Origin of the sequence: Pseudomonas sp. P8_241, from assembly GCF_034008315.1 — a bacterium.
GTDB lineage: Bacteria > Pseudomonadota > Gammaproteobacteria > Pseudomonadales > Pseudomonadaceae > Aquipseudomonas.
Genome location: NZ_CP125377.1, coordinates 3,069,329 through 3,093,558 on the forward strand (window position 1 = coordinate 3,069,329; position 24,230 = coordinate 3,093,558).

32 protein-coding genes and 2 pseudogenes are annotated in these 24,230 nt (G+C 58.5%); 17 read left to right on the top strand and 17 right to left on the bottom strand.

What is annotated here, in order from left to right; genetic code table 11:
• The first annotated feature begins 18 nt into the window (after positions 1 to 18).
• The gene (locus QMK58_RS14055) at positions 19 to 639 is read left to right on the top strand and encodes a TetR/AcrR family transcriptional regulator (protein ID WP_156322362.1); all 621 of its coding nucleotides are present in this window, start codon (positions 19 to 21) and stop codon (positions 637 to 639) included.
• A 10-nt stretch (positions 640 to 649) separates the two neighbouring features.
• Here QMK58_RS14055 and QMK58_RS14060 read toward each other — a convergent pair.
• From QMK58_RS14060 to QMK58_RS14105, 10 genes and pseudogenes are all read right to left on the bottom strand, one after another.
• A pseudogene (locus tag QMK58_RS14060) lies at positions 650 to 1,085 on the bottom strand (hypothetical protein).
• A 36-nt stretch (positions 1,086 to 1,121) separates the two neighbouring features.
• The gene (locus tag QMK58_RS14065; RefSeq protein ID WP_053160770.1) at positions 1,122 to 1,406 is read right to left on the bottom strand and encodes a hypothetical protein; all 285 of its coding nucleotides are present in this window, start codon (positions 1,404 to 1,406) and stop codon (positions 1,122 to 1,124) included.
• 207 nt (positions 1,407 to 1,613) lie between these two features.
• The gene (locus tag QMK58_RS14070; protein WP_007975977.1) at positions 1,614 to 1,844 is read right to left on the bottom strand and encodes a hypothetical protein; all 231 of its coding nucleotides are present in this window, start codon (positions 1,842 to 1,844) and stop codon (positions 1,614 to 1,616) included.
• A gap of 129 nt (positions 1,845 to 1,973) precedes the next feature.
• Positions 1,974 to 2,195, bottom strand: a complete 222-nt coding sequence (locus tag QMK58_RS14075; protein ID WP_053160769.1) for a hypothetical protein — start codon at positions 2,193 to 2,195, stop codon at positions 1,974 to 1,976.
• A gap of 71 nt (positions 2,196 to 2,266) precedes the next feature.
• Entirely contained in the window at positions 2,267 to 3,292 is a 1,026-nt protein-coding gene (locus tag QMK58_RS14080; protein WP_053160768.1) for a DNA topoisomerase IB, read from the bottom strand.
• 75 nt (positions 3,293 to 3,367) lie between these two features.
• Entirely contained in the window at positions 3,368 to 4,447 is a 1,080-nt protein-coding gene (gene modC / locus QMK58_RS14085; protein ID WP_053160767.1) for a molybdenum ABC transporter ATP-binding protein, read from the bottom strand.
• Between the two features lie 3 nt (positions 4,448 to 4,450).
• Entirely contained in the window at positions 4,451 to 5,131 is a 681-nt protein-coding gene (gene modB, locus QMK58_RS14090; RefSeq protein WP_053160766.1) for a molybdate ABC transporter permease subunit, read from the bottom strand.
• Positions 5,132 to 5,899, bottom strand: a complete 768-nt coding sequence (gene modA, locus QMK58_RS14095; protein ID WP_053160765.1) for a molybdate ABC transporter substrate-binding protein — start codon at positions 5,897 to 5,899, stop codon at positions 5,132 to 5,134.
• A gap of 152 nt (positions 5,900 to 6,051) precedes the next feature.
• Entirely contained in the window at positions 6,052 to 7,116 is a 1,065-nt protein-coding gene (locus tag QMK58_RS14100) for an NAD(P)H-dependent flavin oxidoreductase (protein ID WP_053160764.1), read from the bottom strand.
• A 104-nt stretch (positions 7,117 to 7,220) separates the two neighbouring features.
• Entirely contained in the window at positions 7,221 to 7,520 is a 300-nt protein-coding gene (locus QMK58_RS14105; RefSeq protein ID WP_053160763.1) for a hypothetical protein, read from the bottom strand.
• A gap of 585 nt (positions 7,521 to 8,105) precedes the next feature.
• On the opposite strand from QMK58_RS14105, the gene QMK58_RS14110 reads away from it, so the two are divergent.
• Positions 8,106 to 9,089, top strand: coding sequence for an MDR family oxidoreductase (locus QMK58_RS14110; RefSeq protein WP_053160762.1), 984 nt, complete (start codon positions 8,106 to 8,108; stop codon positions 9,087 to 9,089).
• Here QMK58_RS14110 and ada read toward each other — a convergent pair whose 3' ends face one another.
• From ada to QMK58_RS14135, 5 genes are all read right to left on the bottom strand, one after another.
• On the bottom strand, positions 9,090 to 10,154 hold the full coding sequence (ada, locus tag QMK58_RS14115) for a bifunctional DNA-binding transcriptional regulator/O6-methylguanine-DNA methyltransferase Ada (protein WP_053160761.1): 1,065 nt from the start codon (positions 10,152 to 10,154) through the stop codon (positions 9,090 to 9,092).
• An 87-nt stretch (positions 10,155 to 10,241) separates the two neighbouring features.
• Positions 10,242 to 10,922 carry a DNA oxidative demethylase AlkB gene (gene alkB, locus QMK58_RS14120; protein WP_053160760.1) on the bottom strand — a complete coding sequence of 227 codons (681 nt, stop codon included), beginning with the start codon at positions 10,920 to 10,922 and terminating at the stop codon, positions 10,242 to 10,244.
• A complete protein-coding gene (locus QMK58_RS14125; protein ID WP_320396474.1) occupies positions 10,912 to 11,616 on the bottom strand; it encodes a 2OG-Fe(II) oxygenase in 705 nt (234 codons plus the stop codon). The genes alkB and QMK58_RS14125 overlap by 11 nt, the downstream gene beginning before the upstream one ends.
• A 105-nt stretch (positions 11,617 to 11,721) precedes the next feature.
• Positions 11,722 to 11,898: a hypothetical protein gene (locus QMK58_RS14130; protein WP_156322361.1), complete on the bottom strand. Its 177-nt coding sequence runs from the start codon at positions 11,896 to 11,898 to the stop codon at positions 11,722 to 11,724.
• A gap of 27 nt (positions 11,899 to 11,925) precedes the next feature.
• Positions 11,926 to 12,228: a DUF1883 domain-containing protein gene (locus QMK58_RS14135; RefSeq protein WP_007946189.1), complete on the bottom strand. Its 303-nt coding sequence runs from the start codon at positions 12,226 to 12,228 to the stop codon at positions 11,926 to 11,928.
• Between the two features lie 202 nt (positions 12,229 to 12,430).
• Here QMK58_RS14135 and QMK58_RS14140 point away from each other — a divergent pair, with 202 nt between their 5' ends.
• The gene (locus QMK58_RS14140) at positions 12,431 to 12,787 is read left to right on the top strand and encodes a hypothetical protein (protein WP_053160758.1); all 357 of its coding nucleotides are present in this window, start codon (positions 12,431 to 12,433) and stop codon (positions 12,785 to 12,787) included.
• 69 nt (positions 12,788 to 12,856) lie between these two features.
• Positions 12,857 to 13,087 carry a hypothetical protein gene (locus QMK58_RS14145; protein WP_053160757.1) on the top strand — a complete coding sequence of 77 codons (231 nt, stop codon included), beginning with the start codon at positions 12,857 to 12,859 and terminating at the stop codon, positions 13,085 to 13,087.
• A gap of 11 nt (positions 13,088 to 13,098) precedes the next feature.
• Here QMK58_RS14145 and QMK58_RS14150 read toward each other — a convergent pair whose 3' ends face one another.
• On the bottom strand, positions 13,099 to 13,380 hold the full coding sequence (locus QMK58_RS14150) for a hypothetical protein (RefSeq protein ID WP_053160756.1): 282 nt from the start codon (positions 13,378 to 13,380) through the stop codon (positions 13,099 to 13,101).
• A 137-nt stretch (positions 13,381 to 13,517) separates the two neighbouring features.
• Positions 13,518 to 13,706 (bottom strand): hypothetical protein, encoded by a 189-nt coding sequence (locus QMK58_RS14155; protein ID WP_053160755.1) that lies wholly within the window; start codon positions 13,704 to 13,706, stop codon positions 13,518 to 13,520.
• Between the two features lie 286 nt (positions 13,707 to 13,992).
• Here QMK58_RS14155 and galU point away from each other — a divergent pair, with 286 nt between their 5' ends.
• The 13 genes and pseudogenes from galU (at position 13,993) to QMK58_RS14225 (ending at position 24,215) form a co-directional block, all read left to right on the top strand.
• The gene (galU, locus tag QMK58_RS14160) at positions 13,993 to 14,832 is read left to right on the top strand and encodes a UTP--glucose-1-phosphate uridylyltransferase GalU (RefSeq protein ID WP_053157579.1); all 840 of its coding nucleotides are present in this window, start codon (positions 13,993 to 13,995) and stop codon (positions 14,830 to 14,832) included.
• A 303-nt stretch (positions 14,833 to 15,135) separates the two neighbouring features.
• Positions 15,136 to 16,113 (top strand): toxin VasX, encoded by a 978-nt coding sequence (locus QMK58_RS14165; protein ID WP_320396475.1) that lies wholly within the window; start codon positions 15,136 to 15,138, stop codon positions 16,111 to 16,113.
• Positions 16,059 to 18,407, top strand: a complete 2,349-nt coding sequence (locus QMK58_RS14170; RefSeq protein WP_320396476.1) for a hypothetical protein — start codon at positions 16,059 to 16,061, stop codon at positions 18,405 to 18,407. The genes QMK58_RS14165 and QMK58_RS14170 overlap by 55 nt, the downstream gene beginning before the upstream one ends.
• Positions 18,404 to 19,348, top strand: a complete 945-nt coding sequence (locus tag QMK58_RS14175; RefSeq protein ID WP_320396477.1) for a hypothetical protein — start codon at positions 18,404 to 18,406, stop codon at positions 19,346 to 19,348. Before QMK58_RS14170 ends, QMK58_RS14175 begins: the two co-directional genes overlap by 4 nt.
• Positions 19,345 to 19,551 carry a hypothetical protein gene (locus tag QMK58_RS14180; RefSeq protein WP_320396478.1) on the top strand — a complete coding sequence of 69 codons (207 nt, stop codon included), beginning with the start codon at positions 19,345 to 19,347 and terminating at the stop codon, positions 19,549 to 19,551. The genes QMK58_RS14175 and QMK58_RS14180 overlap by 4 nt, the downstream gene beginning before the upstream one ends.
• Positions 19,548 to 20,493 (top strand): annotated as a pseudogene (locus tag QMK58_RS14190) (hypothetical protein). The gene QMK58_RS14180 and the pseudogene QMK58_RS14190 overlap by 4 nt, the downstream one beginning before the upstream one ends.
• A 2-nt stretch (positions 20,494 to 20,495) precedes the next feature.
• Positions 20,496 to 20,696, top strand: coding sequence for a hypothetical protein (locus tag QMK58_RS14195; protein WP_320396480.1), 201 nt, complete (start codon positions 20,496 to 20,498; stop codon positions 20,694 to 20,696).
• Positions 20,693 to 21,616, top strand: coding sequence for a hypothetical protein (locus QMK58_RS14200; protein ID WP_320396481.1), 924 nt, complete (start codon positions 20,693 to 20,695; stop codon positions 21,614 to 21,616). The genes QMK58_RS14195 and QMK58_RS14200 overlap by 4 nt, the downstream gene beginning before the upstream one ends.
• Positions 21,613 to 21,867 carry a hypothetical protein gene (locus tag QMK58_RS14205; protein ID WP_320396482.1) on the top strand — a complete coding sequence of 85 codons (255 nt, stop codon included), beginning with the start codon at positions 21,613 to 21,615 and terminating at the stop codon, positions 21,865 to 21,867. Before QMK58_RS14200 ends, QMK58_RS14205 begins: the two co-directional genes overlap by 4 nt.
• Positions 21,864 to 22,793, top strand: coding sequence for a hypothetical protein (locus QMK58_RS14210; RefSeq protein ID WP_320396483.1), 930 nt, complete (start codon positions 21,864 to 21,866; stop codon positions 22,791 to 22,793). Before QMK58_RS14205 ends, QMK58_RS14210 begins: the two co-directional genes overlap by 4 nt.
• Entirely contained in the window at positions 22,790 to 22,996 is a 207-nt protein-coding gene (locus QMK58_RS14215; protein WP_320396484.1) for a hypothetical protein, read from the top strand. The genes QMK58_RS14210 and QMK58_RS14215 overlap by 4 nt, the downstream gene beginning before the upstream one ends.
• Complete coding sequence (locus QMK58_RS14220; RefSeq protein WP_320396485.1) at positions 22,993 to 23,964, top strand: hypothetical protein; 972 nt, start codon at positions 22,993 to 22,995, stop codon at positions 23,962 to 23,964. The genes QMK58_RS14215 and QMK58_RS14220 overlap by 4 nt, the downstream gene beginning before the upstream one ends.
• Positions 23,961 to 24,215: a hypothetical protein gene (locus QMK58_RS14225; protein ID WP_320396486.1), complete on the top strand. Its 255-nt coding sequence runs from the start codon at positions 23,961 to 23,963 to the stop codon at positions 24,213 to 24,215. The genes QMK58_RS14220 and QMK58_RS14225 overlap by 4 nt, the downstream gene beginning before the upstream one ends.
• Positions 24,216 to 24,230: the final 15 nt, after the last annotated feature.

Sequence of the window (24,230 nt, forward strand, 5' to 3'; positions counted from 1 at the left end):
ACGCAACGGCCCACAGAAATGACTCGACGCCGCCCCACGCAGCAACGCAGCCGCGAGCGACAAGAGCGGATTCTTGCGGTAGCAACGCAGTTGATTGCAAACAAGGGCAGCGACCAACTCAAGATGAGCGAAATTGCTCAGCGTTCGGAGATTTCAATTGGCTCTCTGTATCAATATTTCCCCGACAAGAGTTCTGTCATCCATACGCTGGCCGAACGCTACAATGCTGAGAGTCGTCGTTGTATCGAAAAGGCATTATCCGCGGTCGAGGATACTCAAGGGTTACGCAAGGCGTATGCAGGGTTGCTCGACCAGTACTACGAGATTGTTTTTGCGACACCGGTCATGCGAGACATCTGGTCCGCGATGCAGGCTGACAAGCAATTGTTGCAACTGGAGTTGGAGGAAAGTCGGGTAGCGGGAAAATTTTTGGCGCAAGCGATGCTTCGCGTTTATCCAGGTCGTGATGCGCAACAGGTTGAGGAAGCTGCTTTTCTGATCTGGCACCTGGGTGAGGCGACGATGCGGCTGGCCATCACGTGCGAGCCGAAGGAGGGGCGCGGTCTGGTTGAAGCGTTCAAACGCATGTCGTTGCGCGAAATCATGGCGCCGGCGATCGTTGAATCCGATCTTCAGTAATCCTTTGCGGTTACTTCGACTTCCATTCGCCCCCGCCCGTTTCACAATCAATTTTTGCCTGTGCCAGGTTTTCCGCGTTGTAGTAGAACGTGATGATCCGTGCATTGTCGGGAATGTTAATTGATTTGCTGTTGTCCTTGCTGGTGGACTGCGGGTTGGCCAGCGACTCTTGAGTCAAAGTTGCCAGACACGCCGCCTGGTAATGATCGCCACATTGCGCAACGGGTTTTTTCGTATTGCTGAGCATTTCCTTGCTCTCATTGCTGCAGGACCAATTTATAGCGTCGACCGGCATACCTTCATATTCATAACAAGTGTGCGACACAAGTGTGCGACACAATTACAGGCACAGATGGACTTTGCGAGCGCGTCAGGACATCACATCCTTGAGCGTTGGCCTCGGCGGGCCCCAGGCTGGCGATGACAAGCAGAATAATTCTGTTCATGGCATTTTCTTCCCACGGGGCCCCTGAGTATCGCGATTAAACGAAAGGTTGACCGGAAAAGCCGCGGGGCAATCGCTGCAGGCCGGCCATCGCAGTCAGCCGTTCTGTCCATGCTGAACGCCAGTCAGTAACCGTTTGAACAGCTTTGGCTTTGCGTGCCGCGCGCCGGACAGCGTTGCGCTCGGCTTTGCGCGCCTCCTTGTAAGCGTCTGTATTGCGACAACTTCTGCATTTCACACGATTGAGTTCACGTGTGGAGGTGAGGTTATTACCTTTGTGACCACAGGCCAGATGCCCACTGATTTTGAAGTGAGTTACCATCGGAACGTCTCCTTTGCGACGTGTGATCGTTTGACCTCAAGCCCACGCAGACGTTCGTTTATATTGAACTCACAAAAAACCCAGCACCAGGCTGGGTTGGAGGCAGTCGTAATTTTTGTTCAGGTGCACGCACGCTTGCAGACCGTCGAAACACCGACCATGCGCCAGGGTTCAGGCCAGGTCTTCCTGCCTTGTGTGCAGATTTGATCATCTGAACCGAGGTAGGGGCCGATCAACCGGTTGCAGAGAAGACAGTGTGTGGCGAATCAGCGGTGTGTCTTTTTCGATGTCGTTCAGGCGATCACGAATTCTCAGGGCGGTTGGATGCCCGCCTTGATGGTCAACCCAATCGGCAATTTCCTTGCAAGCTGCAGCCAGGCGAGCCTGACGCGAATCAAGGAGGGTGAGCAGGGTGGTGATGGACTCTTTTTCGGACATGGGAAACACCTCCGTTCAAGAAACCTGGCAGGGCAGCAAAAAGCCCGCAGGGAGCGAGCTGACTGCTGATTGGGTCACGGGGCCTTCAGCTATTTCAGTATAGACCCGTTAAAAAATGATGAAACGCCTTTACCCTTGTCGTGCTGTCACTTGTGATCTTGCATTCAACTGATCGCACGTCTGTTGGGCGTCTGCTTCAAGATCAAAGCCATCACCAATGAACCCCTCGGTACGGGTGTCGGTGATTCGGTACCAGACGGCGGCATCCGGTGGCGGGTGATCGGTTTCGCCGTCTCTGCGACCATGGATGATGATCTTGTTGCAACGCTTCACGACGAAAATGTCTTCCATGGCGTCTCCGTAGTTGATTTGTATCAGATCAACTATAGAAGCCATTGGCAATCGTGCAAAAAATAGACAGGTCAGTTCGTCGGTTGAGGCGCGGTCAGCATCGTTTCCAGGAACATCGCCAGTCCGACTTCTTCGGGCGTCAGGCCTTTACGGGCGCGTGGTTTGGGCAGCTCGACCAGGGTTCCCAGAACAAAAGCGTCGAGCACGGCCGGGTGGATGTAGCACTTGCGGCAAACGGCTGGGGTGTTGCCCAATCGCGTGGCAACGTTCTTGACCATTTCGACCATATGGCGCTTGGCGTCCGGTTCAGTTTCCCAGCGCAGTTCCCGCAAGGTGGCCAGCGCCAGCACGCTACCGGCCCAGGTGCGGTAATCCTTGGCGGTGAAATCGGCACCTGTGAGCGATTGCAGGTAAGTGTTGATGTCGGATGAGCTGACGCTGTGCCGCTCACCGTTCTCATCGAAATACTGAAAGAGGTTTTGCCCGGGGATCTCCTGGCAACGTTTGACGATTCGTGCCAGGCGTCGGTCTTTCACCGTGATTTGGTGTTCGATGCCACTCTTGCCGCGGAACTGGAAGCGGATCGCACTGCCGTTGATTTCAACATGTCGGCTGCGCAAGGTGGTCAGGCCGTAGGAGCGGTTGTCCCGTGCATATTGGCTGTTACCGATGCGAATCAGGGTCGCATCCAATAGGGTGATGACCGTGGCCATGACTTTGTCGCGACTGAAGCCTGGCGCCGCCAACAACGCTTCCAGCTGTTTGCGAAGCTTAGGCAAAACCAGTCCGAAATCCCGCAGGCGCAAGTATTTATCGGCATCTCGCACCTCCCGCCAGCGTGCGTGATAGCGATACTGTTTACGCCCGCGGGCATCCCGACCGGTGGCTTGCAGATGCCCTCGGGGATCGGCGCAGATCCAGACCTCGGTGTAGGCCGGAGGCACCGCCAACGCGTTGAGGCGTTTAATCTCATCCGCGTCGGTGATTCGCTGCCCTGTCGGGTCGAAATAGCAGAATTTGCCCCGCAGTTTTCTACGGCTGATTCCGGGCTGAGTGTCATCGACATAATGCAGGTCGGGAGGCAATACATCGGACATGGCGATAGTCCTTGTTATGGAATCAGGGGCCGTTATTGTCATTGACCCCACGCCGCTGCGCTCGTGCCGAGAATTTCAGGCCAGTACCGCCACCGCTTTGATCTGCGCCCAGAGTTGCTGGCCGGGATGAATACCTAGCTGGTCCCGCGAAAAGCGCGTAATGCGTGCGAGTAACGGAGTGCCTGCGGCATCAAGGCGTATCAAGACATGAGCGGCATTGTCGGCGTTCAATTCGCTGACAACGGTGACTGGCAAGCGATTGAGGATGCTGCTTTGCTCGACATTGTGCAGGCTCAGGCTGACATCTCGTGCCTGAACCTTGCAGCGCAATGTATGACCGACCTCCAGTGGCGTGTGGGCCACGCGAATACTCAGCGTGGTGTCGGGCATTTGCAGGGTCAGCAATTGATAGTGGGTGTCATACGCGTTGACGCACCCTTCGATCACCACGCCGGCGTCGTCCCCGAGCGCTAGCGGCAAATCGAGGCGAGCCAGGGTTTGGCCGATGGGGCCACTGGCCAGTGCCTTGCCGTCGCTGAGCAGGACGATATGGTCGGCCAACCGCGCCACTTCGTCCTGGGAGTGACTGACGTACAGCACCGGGATGTCGAGTTCATCGTGCAACCGTTGCAGGTAGGGCAGGATCTCGCTTTTGCGCTGGGCGTCCAGCGCGGCCAGTGGCTCGTCCATCAGTAATAGTTTTGGGCTGGTGAGCAGGGCACGGGCCATCCCGACACGTTGACGTTCGCCGCCAGAAAGGTGCTGCGGATGCCGGTCCAGCAAATGGCTGATTCCCAGTAATTCGGTGGCATGCGCCATGTCGACACGTCGTTCGTGCTTCGCAATACGTTTGAGACCGAACTCAAGATTGGCCAGTACCGATAAATGGGGAAACAGACTGGCTTCCTGAAACACATAACCCAAGGCGCGTTTGTGTGGTGCCACGAAAATGTTCTGTTCGCTGTCTTGCCAGACTTCGTCATTGACCTGGATAAAGCCTTCATCGGCGCGTTCAAGACCGGCGATGCAGCGCAGGCAAGTGGTCTTGCCCGAACCCGAATGACCATAAAGCGCCGTGACGCCACGCCCTGGCAGTTGCAGATCGACATCCAGGGCAAAACCCGAATAAGCCAGTTTCAGGCGCATGTGAATCATCGATCAGCTCCAGCCGATTTTGCTTTTACGGCTGGAGTACAGCGCCAGCAGAACAACAAACGAGAACACCAGCATCGCCCCGGAGAGCCAATGAGCCTGGGCGTATTCCATGGCTTCGACATGATCGTAGATCTGTACCGACACCACGCGAGTCTTATCGGGAATATTGCCGCCGATCATCAAGACCACGCCGAACTCGCCGACGGTGTGAGCGAAACCGAGAATGCCCGCCGTGATGAATCCGGGGCGAGCCAAAGGCAGGGTCACGCTGAAGAAAGTGTCCCATGGATTGGCGCGCAACGTCGCGGCCACTTCCAGTGGTCGGGTACCAATTGCGGAAAAGGCGTTTTGCAGTGGCTGCACCACAAACGGCATCGAGTACAGCACCGAACCGATCACCAATCCTGCAAAACTGAACGTGAGGGTCCCCAGTCCCAGTGACTGGGTGAACTGTCCGATGAACCCGTGAGGTCCGAGGGCCAGCAACAAGTAAAAACCAATCACCGTGGGCGGCAGCACCAGGGGCAGGGCGACAACCGCGCCAACCGGGCCGCGCCACCAGGATTGAGTGCGCGACAACCACAAGGCAATCGGAGTGCCGACGATCAACAGAATGACGGTCGTCAGGGACGCCAGTTTCAGGGTCAGCCAAATGGCGGAAAAGTCGGCACTCGTGAGGGACATTTAGATCTCGTAACCGTAGGACTTGATGACAGCGGCCGCTTTTGGACCTTTGAGGTAATCGACCAGGGCCTTGGCAGCCGGATTGTCTTTGCCCTTGTTGAGGATTACGGCGTCCTGTTTGATCGGGTCGTGCAGGCTGGCCGGTACGATCCAGGCAGAGCCGGTGGTGATTTTGCCATCCTTGTAGATCTGTGACAGCGCGACAAACCCGAGTTCTGCGTTACCGGTGGAGACAAACTGGTAGGCCTGGGTGATGTTCTGGCCTTCAACAAGCTTGTCCTTGACCTTCTCGGTCAGGCCCTCTTTGGCCAACACCTGAGTCGCTGCCAGGCCATAAGGCGCGGCCTTCGGATTGGCGATGGACAGATGCTGGTACTCATTCTTTTTCAGTACCTCGCCCTTGGCATCGACATAACCTTCTTTAGCCGACCACAGTGCCAAAGTGCCGACCGCGTAGGTGAAGCGCGAGCCCTTGACGGTATCGCCTTCTGCTTCAAGTTTCTTCGGTGTGCTCTCGTCTGCCGAGAGGAACACTTCGAACGGCGCGCCGTTTTTGATCTGGGTGTAGAACTGGCCTGTCGCACCGAAGGAGGTGACCAGTTTGTGCCCGGTGTCTTTTTCGAAGTCGGTGGCGAGGGCCTGGATCGGCGCGGTGAAGTTGGCGGCCACGGCTACCTGGACTTCGTCCGCCTGGGCGGAGCCGAGGGCGAATACGGTAACAAGGCATGCGAGGCAGGTAGGGGCGAAACGTGAGGCACGCAGGTTCATGAAACGGCTCCGTCGTAGGCAAATGCAACTGGGGGTAATTCGCTATGTACAGAAATATATAGCGAATTGTATGCAAACGGAACGCCGAATATTTGCCAGTCGAAACTTTGTCGCCGCTGACCGAGCCGTGTCAGCGGCGAAAGGTGTGAGATCTAGCGACGCAGTAACCTCGCCAAACCCTCTTCGGCGAGGCGTTTGGTAAGTTCAGCGGTGGACAGTTCTACGCCCAGATTGAATGCTTGCCCGGCCCAAAGGTTGCTGAAATCCGCTTCATCCTTGGCTCGCAATGGCGTAAGCGCGCCGCCGGCAAGCGGAAAGGCTGGCGCCTTGGCGCTCATCGGCCCGAGTTCACGCATCACCCGATTAAGGATTCCGCGCGCCGGACGGCCAGTGAAAATGTTGGTGAGTGCCGTCTCGCTTTCCCTGGCAGTGCGCAATGCCTTGTGATGGGACGCGCTGACCTTCGCTTGCGGCGTGAACAAATACGCCGTCCCCACCTGCACCGCCGAAGCGCCAAGCATGAATGCGGCGGCAACTCCGCGTGCGTCAGCGATGCCGCCAGCAGCTATCACCGGCACATTCACCGCATCGACAATCAAAGGAACCAATGCAAAAGTCCCGACCTGGCTGCTCAGGTCATCGCTGAGAAACATTCCTCGATGCCCCCCGGCTTCATAGCCCATGGCGATGATGGCGTCACAGCCGTGTTGTTCCAGCCAGATTGCTTCTTTTACGGTGGTGGCCGACGACAGTACTTTTGCCCCGGTAGCCTTCACGCGATCGAGCAAAGCTTTTTCCGGCAAGCCAAAGTGAAAGCTCACGACCTCGGGGCGAAGTTCTTCGATGACTTCACACGCGGCATTATCGAAAGGCGCGCGGTTGGAAACCGGGGTCGGCGCATCAAAGTCGACGCCCAGCTCCTGATAGTAGGGTTGCAGCAGGTTTTTCCAATCCTGTGCTCGCTGTTCGTCAGGTGCCGAGGGACGATGGCAGAAAAAGTTGACGTTGATTGGACGCTGGGTGTGTTGGCGGATTGTTTTCAATTCCTCGCGCAACTGTTCGGTGCTCAGCATGGCGGCCGGCATTGAACCCAGGCCGCCGGCGTTGCTGGCTTCGATGACCATGGACGACAGCGTAGCGCCGGCCATGGGGGCCTGGATAATCGGCAGTTCGATTCCGAGCAAATCAAGAATGCGGGTATCTGGCCATTGGTTCATGTGCAGTGTTCTCCGACGGTGAATCCGGGGCGGGACGGTAGGACAGATTTGTAACGCAACGACTGGTGCGAGGCCAGTCGTCTTTTCGCTTCGCGTGTCAGCTATCAGCGTCGATGGAATCCACCGCCACCGAAAGAGTGATTCATCAACTGGGATGAGGAGTGATAGTTGTTGAATCGATCGTTGCCGACGTGAGCGATGCCGCAGTTGCGATTATGGATACCGCCATACTGGGTGGTGTTGCCGGTGTTCGGGGTGTAAACCGCTCCGCGATTGGCGGTGACCTGGGCCCCGTTGCGCGCGTTGCCTGCCGTCACGTGCTGGTCGGCCATTGCCCCCCCTTCAGGACCCTTCAGCGCGCCGCTGCGACCTGCCGCATAGTTGCCGGTGTAAACGTTGTGCACCGCGCCACGTTGACCCGCCGCCGCGATGCCGGTCCGTGAATTACAGGAAGCACCGACTTCACCGACCCAGCGATTGCCGGTCCAGGCATTGTACCCAGCGCCATAGCGGCGGACCGAAGCGCGATCGCCCCACTGCCGGTAGACGTTACCGGTGGTTCCCGCCCAACCACCCGGTCCCCAGGCAACGGCGCCTCCGCGATAGCCGTAAGCTGCACCACCTCAAGGCATCGGGGCGGGGTAGCGGTGCGGACCCCAGGCATAACCCCAACCGTAATTGCCCCACCATGGGTAGGCACCCCAACCCCAACCCACGGCGACCGTGCTGCCACCCCAACTCCAGCCGAAACCAAAACCGAACGTCCAGCCTGTCCAGGGTGTGTAGCGGTGAACAAGCGCATTCCAGACATTGTCAGCTCCATCGACGGGACCGCTACTATCGGCTTTTAAAGACCGAAAAAAAAGCATAGTTGCCGTTGTTCGAATCGCCCGGCGTTTTCGCCGGTTGGCTTAAACTCGAGTACGGCAAAACGTTGCCTTGTGTTATTTCAAATGCCCCCCCCTGATTGATTCCATTGAGAGGCCGCAATGTTCAAAGGTATTTTGATCGACAAAGACGACAACGGTTACCGGGCCACACTGCAAGAGATCAATGACGATCAACTGCCCGAGGGCGATGTCACCGTGCGTGTTGCGTACAGCACGCTGAACTTCAAGGATGGCCTGGCGATCACCGGCAGCAGCCCGGTGGTGCGCAAATTCCCCATGGTGCCGGGGATAGATCTGGCAGGGACGGTCGAAGTCAGCGGGCATACGGACTACAAGGTCGGTGACGAAGTCCTGCTCAATGGCTGGGGCGTGGGTGAAGGACATTGGGGTGGGTTGGCGCAGAAGGCTCGCCTGAACGGTGACTGGCTGATCCCGCTGCCCACGGCGTTTACCGCTGCCCAGGCGATGGCGGTCGGCACGGCAGGTTACACGGCGATGCTGTGCATCCTGGCACTGGAACATAACGGTGTGACGCCGGAACAAGGCGAGGTTCTGGTCACCGGGGCCAACGGCGGCGTAGGCAGTTTCGCCATCGCTTTGCTGAGCAAGCTTGGCTATCGGGTGGTCGCATCCACGGGGCGCCCGTCGGAGCATGACTACCTCAAACGACTGGGCGCCCGCGAAATCATCGACCGTGCATCGCTGTCCGAACCGGGCAAGCCCTTGGCCAAGGAACGTTGGGCGGCGGTCATCGATTCAGTCGGTAGTCATACCCTCGCCAACGCCTGTGCCAGCACCAGGGCCAACGGCACCATCGCCGCGTGTGGCCTGGCGCAAGGCATGGACTTCCCGGCGTCCGTTGCCCCATTCATTTTGCGGGGTGTGACCCTGGCCGGCATCAACAGCGTGACCCAGCCGAAAGCCAAGCGGATCGAAGCCTGGAATCGTTTGGCCACGGATCTGGACTTCGATCTGTTGTCGCTGATCAGTCATGAAATCGGTTTGGGCGAAGCCATCGACGCCGCTCCGCGCTTGCTTGCCGGCCAGTTGCGCGGGCGGGTCGTGGTGGATGTGAATCGCTGATTATTGCGACTCGCGCTCCAGCAACAGACGTTTGCGCTCGACGCCCCAGCGATAGCCCGACAAGTTGCCATCGCTGCGCACCACGCGATGGCACGGAATCGCCACTGCCAGACTGTTTGCGCCGCAGGCTTGAGCCACGGCGCGAACAGCTTTGGGCGATCCGATGCGCTGAGCGATGTCGGCGTAACTGGCGGTGCTGCCGACGGGAATCTCGCGCAGCGCTTGCCAGACCCGCTCCTGGAACACCGTACCGCGGACATCCAACGGCAAATCCAGGCCCATTGCCGGAGCCTCGATATACCCTACGACCCTGGCGATCAGTTGCTCGAATTCATGATCGGCACCGATCAGGTTGGCGCGCCGAAACTTGTCCTGCAGATCGCACACCAGTTGGTGCGGATCATCACCCAGCAAGATCGCACACACGCCACGTTCACTCTGCGCCACTAAAATCGCCCCCAGCGAGCACTGGCCGACAGCGAAACGAATGTCGTTGTTCTGACCGGCTGCGCGGTAATCGCCAGGCTTCATGCCGAGCAATTGATCCGCTGCTTCATAAAAACGACTGTTGGAATTGAAGCCCGCTTCATAAAGAGCGTCAGTCACTGAACTGCCATGGGCCAGCTGTTCTCTTACCCGGCGGGAACGATGAGCCGTCGCGTAACCCTTGGGTGTCAGGCCGGTGACGGCTTTAAACACCCGATGGAAGTGGAAACTGCTCAGTCCTGCGGCATCAGCCAGTTCACTCAATGCCGGAAGCGTCGGTGCGTTTTCAATGTGGCGGCATGCGGCAGCGACAGTGGCGGCATGTTGCGCTGCGACATCGCTTTGATCCTTCGTAGCACGCTTGCTCGGTCGGTATCCGGCAGCCTGCGCTTGTTCGGCGGTATCGAAAAATTCGACGTTCTGCGGCTTGGGCAAACGCGCCAGGCTACTGGGGTTGCAGTAGATGCCCGTGGTTTTCACCGCGTAGACAAACTGCCCGTCTGCCTTGGGATCGCGGGCGACAACGGCAGCCCAGCGCGGATCGGTTTCGGCGTTGATCGGGTTCGATTGACTGCTCATGGCTCATGTCCGTTGAGGGATTTACTGAACGTTAACCCGCGTGACAGTGGCATCGCACTCCGGCGCTTGCGGTCGAACTCGCAGCGTTCAGGCTGCAGTGCGGAACGTGAAGTTGATGCGTTGCTCACCCAGTCGCGGATGGGTTCCCGCCTTGATCGGCAGCACGCCGTGGTAACGCAAGCGATCGACACCACCCCACACCACGATGTCGCCGTGCAGCAATGGAATGCGCTGGCTTTTATCGCCGCGCTCAAAACCGCCGAACAGGAACATCGCCGGCAGACCCAGCGATACCGAAACGATGGGCGCCCCATAGTCATGTTCGTCTTTGTCCTGATGCAAAGACATCTTCGCCCCGGGAATATATCGATTGATCAGGCAGGAGTCAGGCACGAAGTCCGAAAATCCGGCCTCACAGGCGGCCGATCGTGCCAGCTGCAAGAACACCTCGGGCATCGCCGGCCAGGGTTTTCCCGTCTGCGGATCGTGGCGGGTGTACCGGTATCCGCTGCGGTCAGTGGTCCAGCCGAGCGTGCCGCAACTGCTCAGGGCAACTGACATGGTAAAGCCGCCCGGCGTGACCATCTGGCGAAACGGAGCCGCGATGAGGACGTCTTCCAGAGCAGGCAACACGCGGTCCAGCCAGGGTAAGGCGAACCCTCTGAGCACGCAGGACTGTTCGCCGATCTTCACGCATTTGGGCTGTTGTTCTGGCTCGGCATCGGTGAACAGGTCGAACGTATGCGGGTTCATAAGCTCATAGCGCATCGTGAAAGATGATTCCAAGGGTATGCCGTTTTCCGCTGTGCAGGCGACTGACGCCGTGACGCAGCGTCACCCGGTAATAGTCGCGAACGCCTTTGACCGGTCGCTGGTTGACGGCAAATATCAGCCCGTCGCCTTTTTTCAGACCAATGACCATCGGACGTGACTGCATGCGCGGGCGCTGTTCGGTCATTACAAACTCGCCACCGTTGAAGTCCTGTGCCGGGTCTGACAGCACAACTGCCACTTGCAGTGGGAAGACGTGTTCGCCATACAAGTCCTGATGCAAACAGTTGTAGTCCCCTGGCCCATATTGCAGCAACAAGGGTGTCGGACGCTTCTGACCGGCGGCATGACATTGATCAAGAAAGTCTTGATGGGATTCAGGAAAGCGCGAAGGCAGGCTCATCTGCGCATGCCAGCGATTGGCGATAGGGACCAGTCGTGTATAGAGCGCGCTGCGCAAGCGGGCTACGAGATCGGGTAACGGATAAGCAAAATACTTGTACTCGCCACGACCGAAACCGTGGCGAGCCATCACGATCTCTGAGCGAAATGGCTCGGATTGACCGTACAAGGCGCTCACTTCATCGCACGCCTTGCGGCTCAACAGAGACGGGATGAGCGCATAGCCATCCTCGTCCAGCTGCTGTTCCAGCCCGGGCCAGTCCAGCTTGTCCAGGTAGCGCTCGCTCATTGCCGATCCTCGATGCTTGAGGTGACCAGCTTAAGAGGTGGGAATGGCTTGCGCACTCTGACACTTGCGGTCGAACTCAGGCGTCGGGTTCACTCAAAGCGCTGATTAGAGCGCTTTGCTGACGCTGATTTCGCTGATGACATCGTCGCCAGGACCGTGGAGAGCGTCCAGCGCCGCTTTGGCCTCTTCAGCCGTACCATTTTCCAGTTGCGCAAACTCGAAGCGGCGTTCGCCATTGAGTTTGTATTTGATGACGTATTTGGTCGTTTGAGCCACGTTCATTTGCCTTTCTTTATATCGGTCTGTCTCTCAGCTCAGTTTAGTGCTGGAGCGACGGATGATTTTGATCGAATGAGTCAGCGTGGGTTTGCGGGTAACACTGATGGGGCGGCGGTTGACCGTGTCGATCGTAATGTTCCAGAAACCGGTGCTCGGCGCCGTGATGCGAGCCGGGAATGTATCGAACGCGCCGCCGTGATAGGTATGACGACCGCCATTTTTGAAGCTGCGGAAGTTGGCGTCGTTCATTAAACGGATGTTGCACGTTTGGGAGCATTGAATGACGACGATGTCGTCTTCGTTGAGGTGCTCGCGCTGATGGATAAATTTCATGGGGCGCCTCCAGAAGGGCTTTTTCTACAAAATCAAAACGATAGCATGGGTCAATGGCGCGCAGTTTATCAGCCCGTACAGCTAATTATCCGGCCGGGAAGGGTCCTGAAGGCAATAAAAGCAGTAATTGTGCATTCGAAGCGCAATATCCCGGAGAAAAAACGCCATTGCGCTGTCCGACAGTCTTTATCGGAGGTTTTGTATGAAGTGGGGTTACTGGGTTCTGCCGTGGGCGTTGGCGATGAGTGGTTGTGCAAGTGTCACCGATATCAACGAGTCGCTGCCGACCATGAACGTGATTTCAGGCAAGAAACCCCATGAGTATTCCGAGTGCCTGAGCCAGAAGCTGGCCGAAAGCCGAGGCGCCTTGCAAATCGAACCCCACAAGGACGGCGAGCGAGTGATTGTGCCGCAGAAGTTTTCCTCGGGGCCGGCCGCCGTCATCGATATCGAAGAACGCTCTGGCGGCAGCAGCATCAAGTTGCATGAGAGCATGTCCAACGTTCCGGTACGTCCCCGAGATGTCAGCGATGCCGTGAACGCGTGCATTTCCGGCTGATAGACTGTCGAGCGTTATCGATGCCGTCCGGGCGAGGTTTGGGCGGCATTGTCATTTATGGAGTCGAGTATGAAGCGAGAGCGGGTACGGGAATGCCATGCAGAGGGTCTGATCTCTGCGACCCATGTGATTCAGAGTCCGGCTGACCCCGGCGAATGGATCGTGTTTTTCAAAAAAAGCGCCGGTCGCAGTTTTTTTCTGGTCGATGAAAACGACGAAGTCGAATCCTTCGTCAGTCTCGACGAGCTGATCGAGACCATACGCGGTCTGGGGATCAAATTCGCCGAGATTCACATGTAGGGCAGGGCGCCTTACTTGCAGACCACCACGACACTGCGGTTCTTGTAGTTCCCTACGTCGGCGCCAAGGGTCTTTTCGCTTTCCTTGAGTGAAGGCGTTCCATCGGTGCCGACAATCCGGTAGCCGGTGCCCGCGCAAGAGGCTTCTGCTTTTTCGTAACAAGCGGCCCAGGAGTTGGCTTCTCCAGAGCAATCAATTGCCAGGCCTTGCTCGCCATTGTTCAGGTACGTTTGTTCGGAGGTCGCGCAGCCGGTCAGGGCCAGTAATGCGATCAAAGGCAAAAATTTTGTCATGTCGTGGTCGTCGTCAGGGGGTAGGCCAGGGTTATGACAGCGCCGCAGGCAAAAGGTTATAGCGAAAGGCCACTTCTTCGCGGGCGCTCACAAAAAAGCCCTGCACGATGGCAGGGCTACGATCGTGCACGGGACGATCAGTTCTTGTCCTTGCCGCGTCGCTTGGGTTCCGGATGTTCCAGTTGCAACACCGATGCCACTTCGATTGCCATCGCTTCGGAAGGGAAAGGACCGGCGATATTTTCACCGCCGACGCTGTCGACCCACCATTGGCCATCTTTAGCCTTGTTGATCAGGTACCCGTTGACGCTTTTTGCTGCCGACATCTATTTGCCTCGTTGGCTGGTTCAATTGCGCCATGATAGCGCCAAATGCACGCAATCGGTGCTGATGAGGTTGAGGCGCGGGGTTTATGTCGGTGGGGCGCGTGCAATTCTGCGAGTCTCTGCTATCCCTAAGAGCTGCGCAGCTGACTGCGTAACCCACGGGGAACTATCCGAGCAAATATTTCTCTATGTTGGCATCGGTTAGCCAGCGCTGGGCATTGTAAGGTGCTCACTGGCTGATTAGACTGCGCCGAAACTCGTACACACAGCCCTTTCAAGGACTTTTATGATCAAGAAATGCTTGTTCCCAGCAGCCGGTTACGGTACTCGCTTCCTGCCAGCGACTAAGGCCATGCCTAAAGAAATGCTGCCGGTGGTGAACAAGCCACTGATCCAGTACGGCGTTGAAGAGGCCCTGGATGCGGGCTTGACCGAAATCTCCATCGTCACCGGTCGTGGCAAGCGCGCCCTGGAAGACCATTTCGACATCAGCTATGAACTGGAAAACCAGATCAAGGGCACCGACAAGGAAAAATACCTGGTCGGCATTCGCAAGCTGCTCGACGAGTGCTCGTTCTCCTACACCCGTCAGACCGAAATGAAAGGCCTGGGCCATGCGATCCTGACCGGTCGTCCGCTGATCGGCGACGAACCGTTCGCCGTGGTGCTCGCGGACGACCTGTGCGTCAACCTCGACGGTGACGGCGTGCTGACCCAGATGGTCAAGCTGTACAAGCAGTTCCGCTGCTCGATCGTGGCCATCCAGGAAGTCGACCCGCAAGAGACCAACAAGTACGGCGTGATCGCCGGCGAGATGATCCGCGACGACATCTACCGTGTCCACAGCATGGTTGAAAAGCCAAAGCCTGAAGACGCACCGTCGAACCTGGCCATCATCGGCCGCTACATCCTGACCCCGGACATCTTCGACCTGATCGAACAGACCGAGCCAGGCAAGGGCGGCGAAATCCAGATCACCGACGCGTTGATGAAACAGGCTCAGAACGGCTGCGTGATGGCCTACAAGTTCAAGGGCAAGCGTTTCGACTGCGGCGGCGCTGAAGGTTACATCGACGCGACCAATTTCTGCTTCGAGAACTTCTACAAGACAGGCAAGGCTTACTGATAGCGCTTGAGTTGCTTGTGTTGAACTCGCCTCCACTGTCTGTTTAAAACCAGACGGATGAAGGCCCAGGCAAACGCCCCGACTTGTTCGGGGCGTTTGCTTTTGTGCGAGCCAAAAGGCAAAGCATTTCAGCCATCTGCATTTTCAGATCTGTCCTACATCAAATCTTTTTCCGCTTTGTTAGCGTGCTCCGCAATTCGAACTTGATCAGGCTAGGTATGGCTTGGGCATTGTGTTTGTCTCCTTTCAGAGATTCAGGACAAACCTGGTTCGCGCCGGCCAACATTGCCGAAAAGGAGCTGTATGAGCGCAGATAGACTGGCGATGGTCGATCGCCTGGCACAGGCCGACCGTGCCGCCAAGGCGATGCCGCATGAAGATATCAATAGCCCCTTGACCCCTTGCCCGGCCCACCAGCCGGTACTGTTCGTGGTGCCGGTGCGTTATGCCCTGGGGGAAGAAAACGCCACCCAGGCCTGCTGCCAGCCCGGGGTTGGCACGCAGAGTCATCCCCTGGCGACACGGCGCCTGCGGGCCGGTTTTCTCTACCTGTGGCAAAACAACGGTCCGTTGAAACGCTATGCGGTCGCGGCAGATGGTTTGCTCAGCGAGCAAGCGCTGGAGGACGAGACGACCCTCTTGCAGAAGGGTAACGTGGCGGGGCTGGCCCTGGAAAAAATCCACGACGCCTGGATGCTCTACAGCGAGTTCCCGCTGAACGCCGAGCACTGCCAGTCGCTGAGCGACAGCCATGCCCAGCGCGCAGCGCACATGCGCCACGTGGCCTTGCGCACGGTGGCCGACGAGCTGCAAGCGCCCCATTGCCCGCCGCTGGCGAGCGCCGATCAAGTGCTGGCCGAACTCATCCCGGACACCTATGCCCGGTCGATGAAAGCGGATCAAAAACAGGGCGGTGAAGACACCGGCGCGCTGGGCGCCGCGGCGATGAAAGCCCCGACCCCGGCCAACATCAAGGCCTACACCGACGCCATGCACCGCGCCCGTGAGCGCGAACGTATCCTCGCCGAGTACCCCGACGCCAGCGATCAGCCGCCGGGTCAGTGGAGTGCCGAGCCGTGGGACGGGCAGGGCACCCGGGACTGGCTGGACCGCGCCAGATCCCAGGCCGGGCCCTTGTTCAGCGTGTTCGCCTGCCTGGACGACGATCTGGGCGTGCTGCGGGACATCAACCATGAGCAAGAGTGGCTGGAGGCGCGTCACGAACAGTGGCTGGGCGACAACAACCTGCGCCTGAGCATTGGGGGTTCATTCGCAGCCTGATCAGCGAAGACGGCGCCGAGCTGGCCGGCACGCTCAGCTACCGATACAAGGATCGCGACATCAGCCTCACGCCCGAGCAGGGCGAGGTGATGCTCAAGGCCCAGCACCGGCTGGATGAGGAACTCAAGGCCGAAACCCGTGCCCGCCAGTACGGCGGCCAGCCCACACAGGCCGAGGTGGCCGCCCGCGATGCGCGCATCGCCGCCATCGTCGCCCCGGTGCGGGCGTTTATTCCGGCGGACTTGTACACCGAAGCGGAATTCGTCGTCCGCGAGTACCGCGCGCAAAAGCACGCCAACCTCAACAACCATTTCTTGAGTGATAAAGTCAGCGAGTACATCGACCTCAAGGCGATGAACACCTGGCTCGAAGAGACCGCGCCGGCGCACTACCAGCAGATCGAGCAGCGTCACACCGCGTTGTTCGCCGACCGCGGCCAGTACCTCAAACGCTCGCGCAGCGGCACCTGGTTTGTCGATTACGACGACCTGGAGACCCGCCAGTGGCTGACCGAACTCGCCACCGGCTGCCTGACCGCCCAATGCATCCGCGCCCAGGGGGCCGAACAGTACGCCGACTATGTGCGCGCGGCGGACGGTGGTGCGCTGACGCACCTGTTCAACGCCTGGACACCCACGATCGACGCCGCCGTCAATAACGTCAGCCGCCTGGGCGAACTGATGGCGGCACTGGCCGACGACAACCTCAATGCCACGCACCTGGCGCTGGCGCCATTGAGCAAGCCGATCCTGCACGACATCGCGGCCATGGCCCGTGACGTCGGCAGCGCGTGGAGCGTGCTGGTCAAGCGGCTCGCGGCGGCCTTGCTGGTGCTCAAAGGCGATAAAGCCTTCAGCAATGCCTGGCTGGGCATTTTCGTCGCCGCGCGTCTGGGCAGCGATGCGCGCTTGCAGTTCGGCGTCGAAGGGAGCCGGCAGCTGTGGAAACTGCTGGGACAACAGGCCGACGCGTTGGACGGCTGGGTGAAAACCACCGGCAAGGCCATTGGGGCCGGGCGGGTGGAGCGGATCGTCAACTCACCGGCGGTGGCCAACAGCGGTGGCGTGGTGCCAGTGGCGGCGTTGTTGTTGAACGTGCTGAATGCGCAGAACTATTTGAGCGAGGCTGGGGTGGTGGAGGGGATGGACAGTCGACGGATGTATGACACGGTGTCGGCGACGTTGTATGCGGGGGCGGCGTTGGTGGCGGTGATTGATCATCAGGTGCGGAAGGGGTTGGGGATTAAGGAAGTTGGGAAGGGACTGACAATGGCCCCGACGTTGACTCTGTTTGGTGGGGTGATTGGCGGGTTGTCTGCAGGTGCCGCGTATCAGGAGTTTAGATCGCTACAAAAGCAACTAGAAGATGCCCAGAGCCGAATCGATCCATGGCTGGACATGCGCCAGACTGTGGTTGGTGGACAAATCACGGCCTTTGGCGCCCAGGCATTGTTGGGGGCTACTTACACAATGAAAGCCTTGGCGGGATCTATAACTGTCGAAACCGCCATCTTGCGCTATACGCTGTACCTGGGGCCGTTGAACTGGCTGATTGCCGTGCTGGGCGTGCTGCACTTGATCACTTGGGTCTTCGAGCAAACCCCGCTGCAAAACTTCCTCAACTTCTGTTGCTGGTCAAAAGCCCGGGCGCTCGACCTGGCCCCCATCGCAGCCAAAGCCCAGGAGGAAGAACTCGATAGGCTGTACTTCATCCTGTATGCACCTCGGGTCAGCATGCAAAGCAGCACGGAATCGACCCTGGGTAGTGGCGCGTCGGGCCTTGCCTTCGTCAGCGCCATCGAGGCCCTGACCATCGATTTACCGGGGGCCGAGCCCGGCAGTGCCTACCTGGAGCTGAGCATGATCGGTGATCCCGTGGATACCCAGGCTTACCGCCATCTGATCAAGAACAGCCCCAACCAACATTTCAAGCCGCCGCGTCCCTGGCGGGACATGACGCCGCACTGGCTGGTCAGCAGCGTTTGCGAGTGGATACCGTTCAAGGACGGTCAGGGTCTGCGCTTGAGTGGTCCCTTCAAGTCGCTACGCGATGTCTTGGGCACAACCCCCAGCAGCGTTTCCCTGCGGTTGCGCTATCGCACGCCACTCCTCGCCATGCTCGGCGCCCAGACCTTCATCGGTGGCGAAGCAGGGCTGGCCTTTACCTTGAGCGACAGCACCGGCGTGATCGCGCTGCGGAACGACCCGACGCCTGAGCTGGATCGTGTTCCGCGCTACCGGCTCGGCGAAGATCATCCCGGTGCCTCTTACCTGCAACCCAAGGACAAACCATGAGCACGCCCGAGGCAGGCACCACAAAAAAACGGCTGATGTCGCGCAATGATTATTTGGCGCCGCTGCCCATCCCTACGGGAGAAAAGCCGTGTGATGTGCTCAACATCATTTGGCGCAAGAATGAGGTGTTTCTGGATGTCGGCAACTACAGCATTGGTTCAGCGGTGATGGTGCTCTGGCCGATGGTGGTACTGTTTGCATTTATGGGTTATCTGTTCAGAAATGATCACGATGAAATGCACCTTTTTGCGGTGATGACCACCATCATTATTGGTGTGCCTACCGTTCTCTTGATCCAGGCCCTATTCCGCGAAGTACCGCTCCCTGTGCGCTTCAACCGCCAACGCCGCGAAGTCTGCGTCCCACGCGATAACGGCGAATACTGGCTCGTCCCCTGGGAAAGCGTGACCGCCGCCGCCACTCAGCACTCTTCCGTCAGCCAGGCTGGCCGCAACACGATGGGCTTGCTGGTCATCGGCTTCGAGAATCCCGATCCCCACGCCGAGGAAGACAACAAGCACTTTTCGCTGGGCTTCAACTGCGGCGGCGGCACCACGGCGATGGCGTTGTGGGAGTGCATGCGCAGCTACATGGAGATCGGGCCGGACGTTGTCGAGGATCAGACAGCACGTTTCGACCGCTCGAAAGGGATTTGGGCAACCTATCTGGATGATCTGGTAAAGGCCGCGAAGCTCAGGGGTTGGCTGGTAACTGCCTTGTGGGAGGGATTCTGCGGAATTTTTATCTTCAATACCTTACTGATCGACGTGCTGGAACGTTGGAAGCTAAACCCGCCGCCGGATCTGACCCACCCCGATATCATCGAATGGTCCAAACCACTCCCCCCGGAACAATGGGCCAAACGCTCCCCGGAACTGGAAGCCGCCATCGCCAAACGCGAGGCTGAACTCGCTACCCAGCAAGAGCGAGAGCTGGCGTGACGACAAATCCTCAAGGCCGGTTGCCCAGCAGCGTTTCCCTGCGGTTGCGCTATCGCACGCCACTCCTCGCCATGCTTGGCGCCCCGACCTTCATCGGCGGCGAAGCAGGGCTGGCCTTTACCCTGAACGATCGTGTCCCGCGCTACCGGCTCGGCGAAGATCATCCCGGCGCCTCTTACCTGCAACCCAGGGACAAACCATGAGCACGCCCGAGGCAGGCACCACAAAACAACGGCTGTTGTCGCGCAATGATTATTTGGCGCCGCTGCCCATCCCTACGGGAGAAAAGCCGTGTGATGTGCTCAACATCATCTGGCGCAAGAACGAGGTGTTTCTGGATGTCGGCAACTACAGCATTGGTTCGGCGGTAATGGTGCTATGGCCGATGGTGATGCTGTTTTAATCATGGCGTACTTCGAAATCACGAAATTCGCCTCTGGAGATTTTATGGCAGGATAGCTGGCTCAATCATCACTGGCATCCCAGCGCTGTTTCTGATCCAAGGCCTCTTCCGCGAAGTCCCCCTACCCATACGCTTCAACCGCCAACGCCGCGAAGTCTGTGTCCCACGCGATAACGGCGAATACTGGCTCGTCCCCTGGGAAAGCGTGACCGCCGCCGCCACTCAGCACTCTTCCGTCAGCCAGGCTGGCCGCAACACGATGGGCTTGCTGGTCATCGGCTTCGAGAATCCCGATCCCCACGCCGAGGAAGACAACAAGCACTTTTCGCAGGGCTTCCACTGCGGCGGCGGCACCACGGCGATGGCGTTGTGGGAGTGCATGCGCAGCTACATGGAGATCGGGCCGGACGTTGTCGAGGATCAGACAGCACGTTTCGACCGCTCGAAAGGGATTTGGGCAACCTATCTGGATGATCTGGTAAAGGCCGCGAAGCTCAGGGGTTGGCTGGTAACTGCCTTGTGGGAGGGATTCTGCGGAATTTTTATCTTCAATACCTTACTGATCGACGTGCTGGAACGTTGGAAGCTAAACCCGCCGCCGGACCTGATCCACCCCGATATCATCGAATGGTCCAAACCACTCCCCCCGGAACAATGGGCCAAACGCTCCCCGAAACTCGAAGCCGCCATCGCCAACCGCGAGGCTGAACTCGCTAGCCAGCAAGAGCGAGAGCCGGCTTGACGATGAATCCTCAAGGCCGGTTGCCCGGCAGCGTTTCCCTGCGGTTGCGCTATCGCACGCCACTCCTCGCCATGCTCGGCGCCCAGACCTTCATCGGCGGCGAAGCAGGGCTGGCCTTTACCCTGAACGATCGTGTCCCGCGCTACCGGCTCGGCGAAGATCATCCCGGTGCCTCTTATCTGCAACCCAGGGACAAACCATGAGCACGCCCGAGGCAGGCACCACAAAAAAACGGCTGTTGTCGCGCAACGATTATTTGGCGCCGCTGCCCATCCCTACGGGAGAAAAGTCGTGTGATGTGCTCAACATCATTTGGCGCAAGAACGAGGTGTTTCTGGATGTCGGCAACTACAGCATCGGTTCGGCGGTGATGACCATTTGGCCGGGGGTGATGTTGTTTATTTTAATGAACTACATCAATCCCGACCCCCTGATCTGGGGAGGAGGGTTGATCATCATGGGTATCCCTATCTGTTTTGTAATCCAAGGCCTCTTCCGCGAAGTCCCCCTACCCATACGCTTCAACCGCCAACGCCGCGAAGTCTGCGTCCCACGCGATAACGGCGAATACTGGCTCGTCCCCTGGGAAAGCGTGACCGCCGCCGCCACTCAGCACTCTTCCGTCAGCCAGGCTGGCCGCAACACGATGGGCTTGCTGGTCATCGGCTTCGAGAATCCGGATCCCCATGCAGAGGAAGACAACAAGCACTTTTCGCTGGGCTTCCACTGCGGCGGCGGCACCACGGCCATGGCGTTGTGGGAGTGCATGCGCAGCTACATGGAGATCGGGCCGGCAGCAGCGCCGGAGGCGGCTGCGCTCAACTCCGGAGCGAACCTGCGCTACTACATCGATTACATGAGCGACAAGGCCAAAGAGCGCGGTTGGATTTTGACGCTGTTGTGGGAGGGCGTGTTCGGCGTATTCATCTTCAATGCTCCTCTCGCCACCTATCTGCAAAGGAAAAAGCTGTACCCACCGCCCGACCTGCTCTATCCCGACATCATCGAATGGTCCAAACCACTCCCCCCGGAACAATGGGCCAAACCCTCCCCGAAACTCGAAGCCGCCATCGCCAAACGCGAGGCTGAACTCGCTACCCAGCAAGAGCGAGAGCCGGCGTGACGACGAATCCTCAAGGCCGGTTGCCCAGCAGCGTTTCCCTGCGGTTGCGCTATCGCACGCCACTCCTCGCCATGCTCGGCGCCCCGACCTTCATCGGCGGCGAAGCAGGGCTGGCCTTTACCTTGAGCGACAGCACCGGCGTGATCGCGCTGCGGAACGACCCGACACCTGAGCTGGATCGTGTCCCGCGTTACCGGCTGGGCGAAGATCATCCCGGTGCCTCTTACCTGCAACCCAAGGACAAACCATGAGCACGCCCGAGGCAGGCACCACAAAAAAACGGCTGTTGTCGCGCAATGATTATTTGGCGCCGCTGCCCATCCCTACGGGAGAAAAGTCGTGTGATGTGCTCAACATCATCTGGCGCAAGAACGAGGTGTTTCTCGACATCGGCAATTACAGCATTGGTTCAGCGGTGATGGTGCTCTGGCCGATGGTGGTACTGTTTGCATTTATGGGTTATCTGTTCAGAAATGATCACGATGAAATGCACCTTTTTGCGGTGATGACCACCATCATTATTGGTGTGCCTACCGTTCTCTTGATCCAGGCCCTATTCCGCGAAGTACCGCTCCCTGTGCGCTTCAACCGCCAACGCCGCGAAGTCTGTGTCCCACGCGATAACGGCGAATACTGGCTCGTCCCCTGGGAAAGCGTGACCGCCGCCGCCACTCAGCACTCTTCCGTCAGCCAGGCTGGCCGCAACACGATGGGCTTGCTGGTCATCGGCTTCGAGAATCCGGATCCCCATGCAGAGGAAGACAACAAGCACTTTTCGCTGGGCTTCAACTGCGGCGGCGGCACCACGGCGATGGCGTTGTGGGAGTGCATGCGCAGCTACATGGAAGTAGGGTCGGAGGCTGTACCTGATAGCCGAGTAGGAATTGCACCCTACGAAGAAACGCAAATCGGTTCGATCATTTCTGACCTGCGCAAGGGGGACCTCATAGGTGTTTTATGGGGGATATTCTGCATTACGATTTTGGGGACGTACCTGGCGGAGAAAGTTCAGAATTTGAAGCTTTCACATCCGCCTGATCTGCCTTATCCCGACATCATCGAATGGTCCAAACCACTCCCCCCGGAACAATGGGCCAAACGCTCCCCGGAACTGGAAGCCGCCATCGCCAAACGCGAGGCTGAACTCGCTACCCAGCAAGAGCGAGAGCTGGCGTGACGACGAATCCTCAAGGCCGGTTGTCCAACAGCGTTTCCCTGCGGTTGCGCTATCGCACGCCACTCCTCGCCATGCTCGGCGTCCCGACCTTCATCGGCGGCGAAGCAGGGCTGGCCTTTACCCTGAACGATCGTGTCCCGCGCTACCGGCTCGGCGAGGATCATCCCGGCGCCTCTTACCTGCAACCCAGGGACAAACCATGAGCACGCCCGAGGCAGGCACCACAAAAAAACGGCTGTTGTCGCGCAATGATTATTTGGCGCCGCTGCCCATCCCTACCGGAGAAAAGCCGTGTGATGTGCTCAACATCATCTGGCGCAAGAATGAGGTGTTTATCGATATCGGCAACTACAGCATTGGTTCGGCGGTAATGGTGCTATGGCCGATGGTGATGCTGTTTTTAATCATGGCGTACTTCACACGAAATATCGCCTCTGGAGATTTTAGCCAAGACATATTGATAGCTGGCTCAATCATCACTGGCATCCCAGCGCTGTTTCTGATCCAAGGCCTCTTCCGCGAAGTCCCCCTACCCATACGCTTCAACCGCCAACGCCGCGAAGTCTGTGTCCCACGCGATAACGGCGAATACTGGCTCGTCCCCTGGGAAAGCGTGACCGCCGCCGCCACACAGCACTCTTCCGTCAGCCAGGCTGGCCGCAACACGATGGGCTTGCTGGTCATCGGCTTCGAGAATCCGGATCCCCATGCAGAGGAAGACAACAAGCACTTTTCGCTGGGCTTCCACTGCGGCGGCGGCACCACGGCGATGGCGTTGTGGGAGTGCATGCGCAGCTACATGGAGATCGGGCTGCAAGTTCTCCCGTTAACCAATGATTTTGAAGGGGAGCGAGAGAGACTGCGTGGAAGGAATGTTTTCTGGGGTGTTTTCTGTGACTACTTGAATGGCATCAGACAACATCTGGCAGCCTGGGAAATTGACAAGGCATTGTGGCTTATCATCGGCGCCGTACTGTTCGGGGCACCGCTGGCAATGATGCTGCAAGCGTGGAAATTGTCACCGCCACCCGCGTTGACCCACCCCGATATCATCGAATGGTCCAAACCACTCCCCCCGGAACAATCGGCCAAACGCTCCCCGGAACTGGAAGCCGCCATCGCCAAACGCGAGGCTGAGCTCGCTACCCAGCAAGAGCGAGAGCCGGCTTGACGACGAATCCTCAAGGCCGGTTGTCCAGCAGCGTTTCCCTGCGGTTGCGCTATCGCACGCCACTCCTCGCCATGCTTGGTGCCCAGACCTTCATCGGTGGCGAAGCAGGGCTGGCCTTTACCTTGAGCGACAGCACCGGCGTGATCGCGCTGCGGAACGACCCGACGCCTGAGCTGGATCGTGTCCCGCGATACCGGCTCGGCGAAGATCATCCCGGCGCCTCTTACCTGCAACCCAAGGACAAACCATGAGCACGCCCGAGGCAG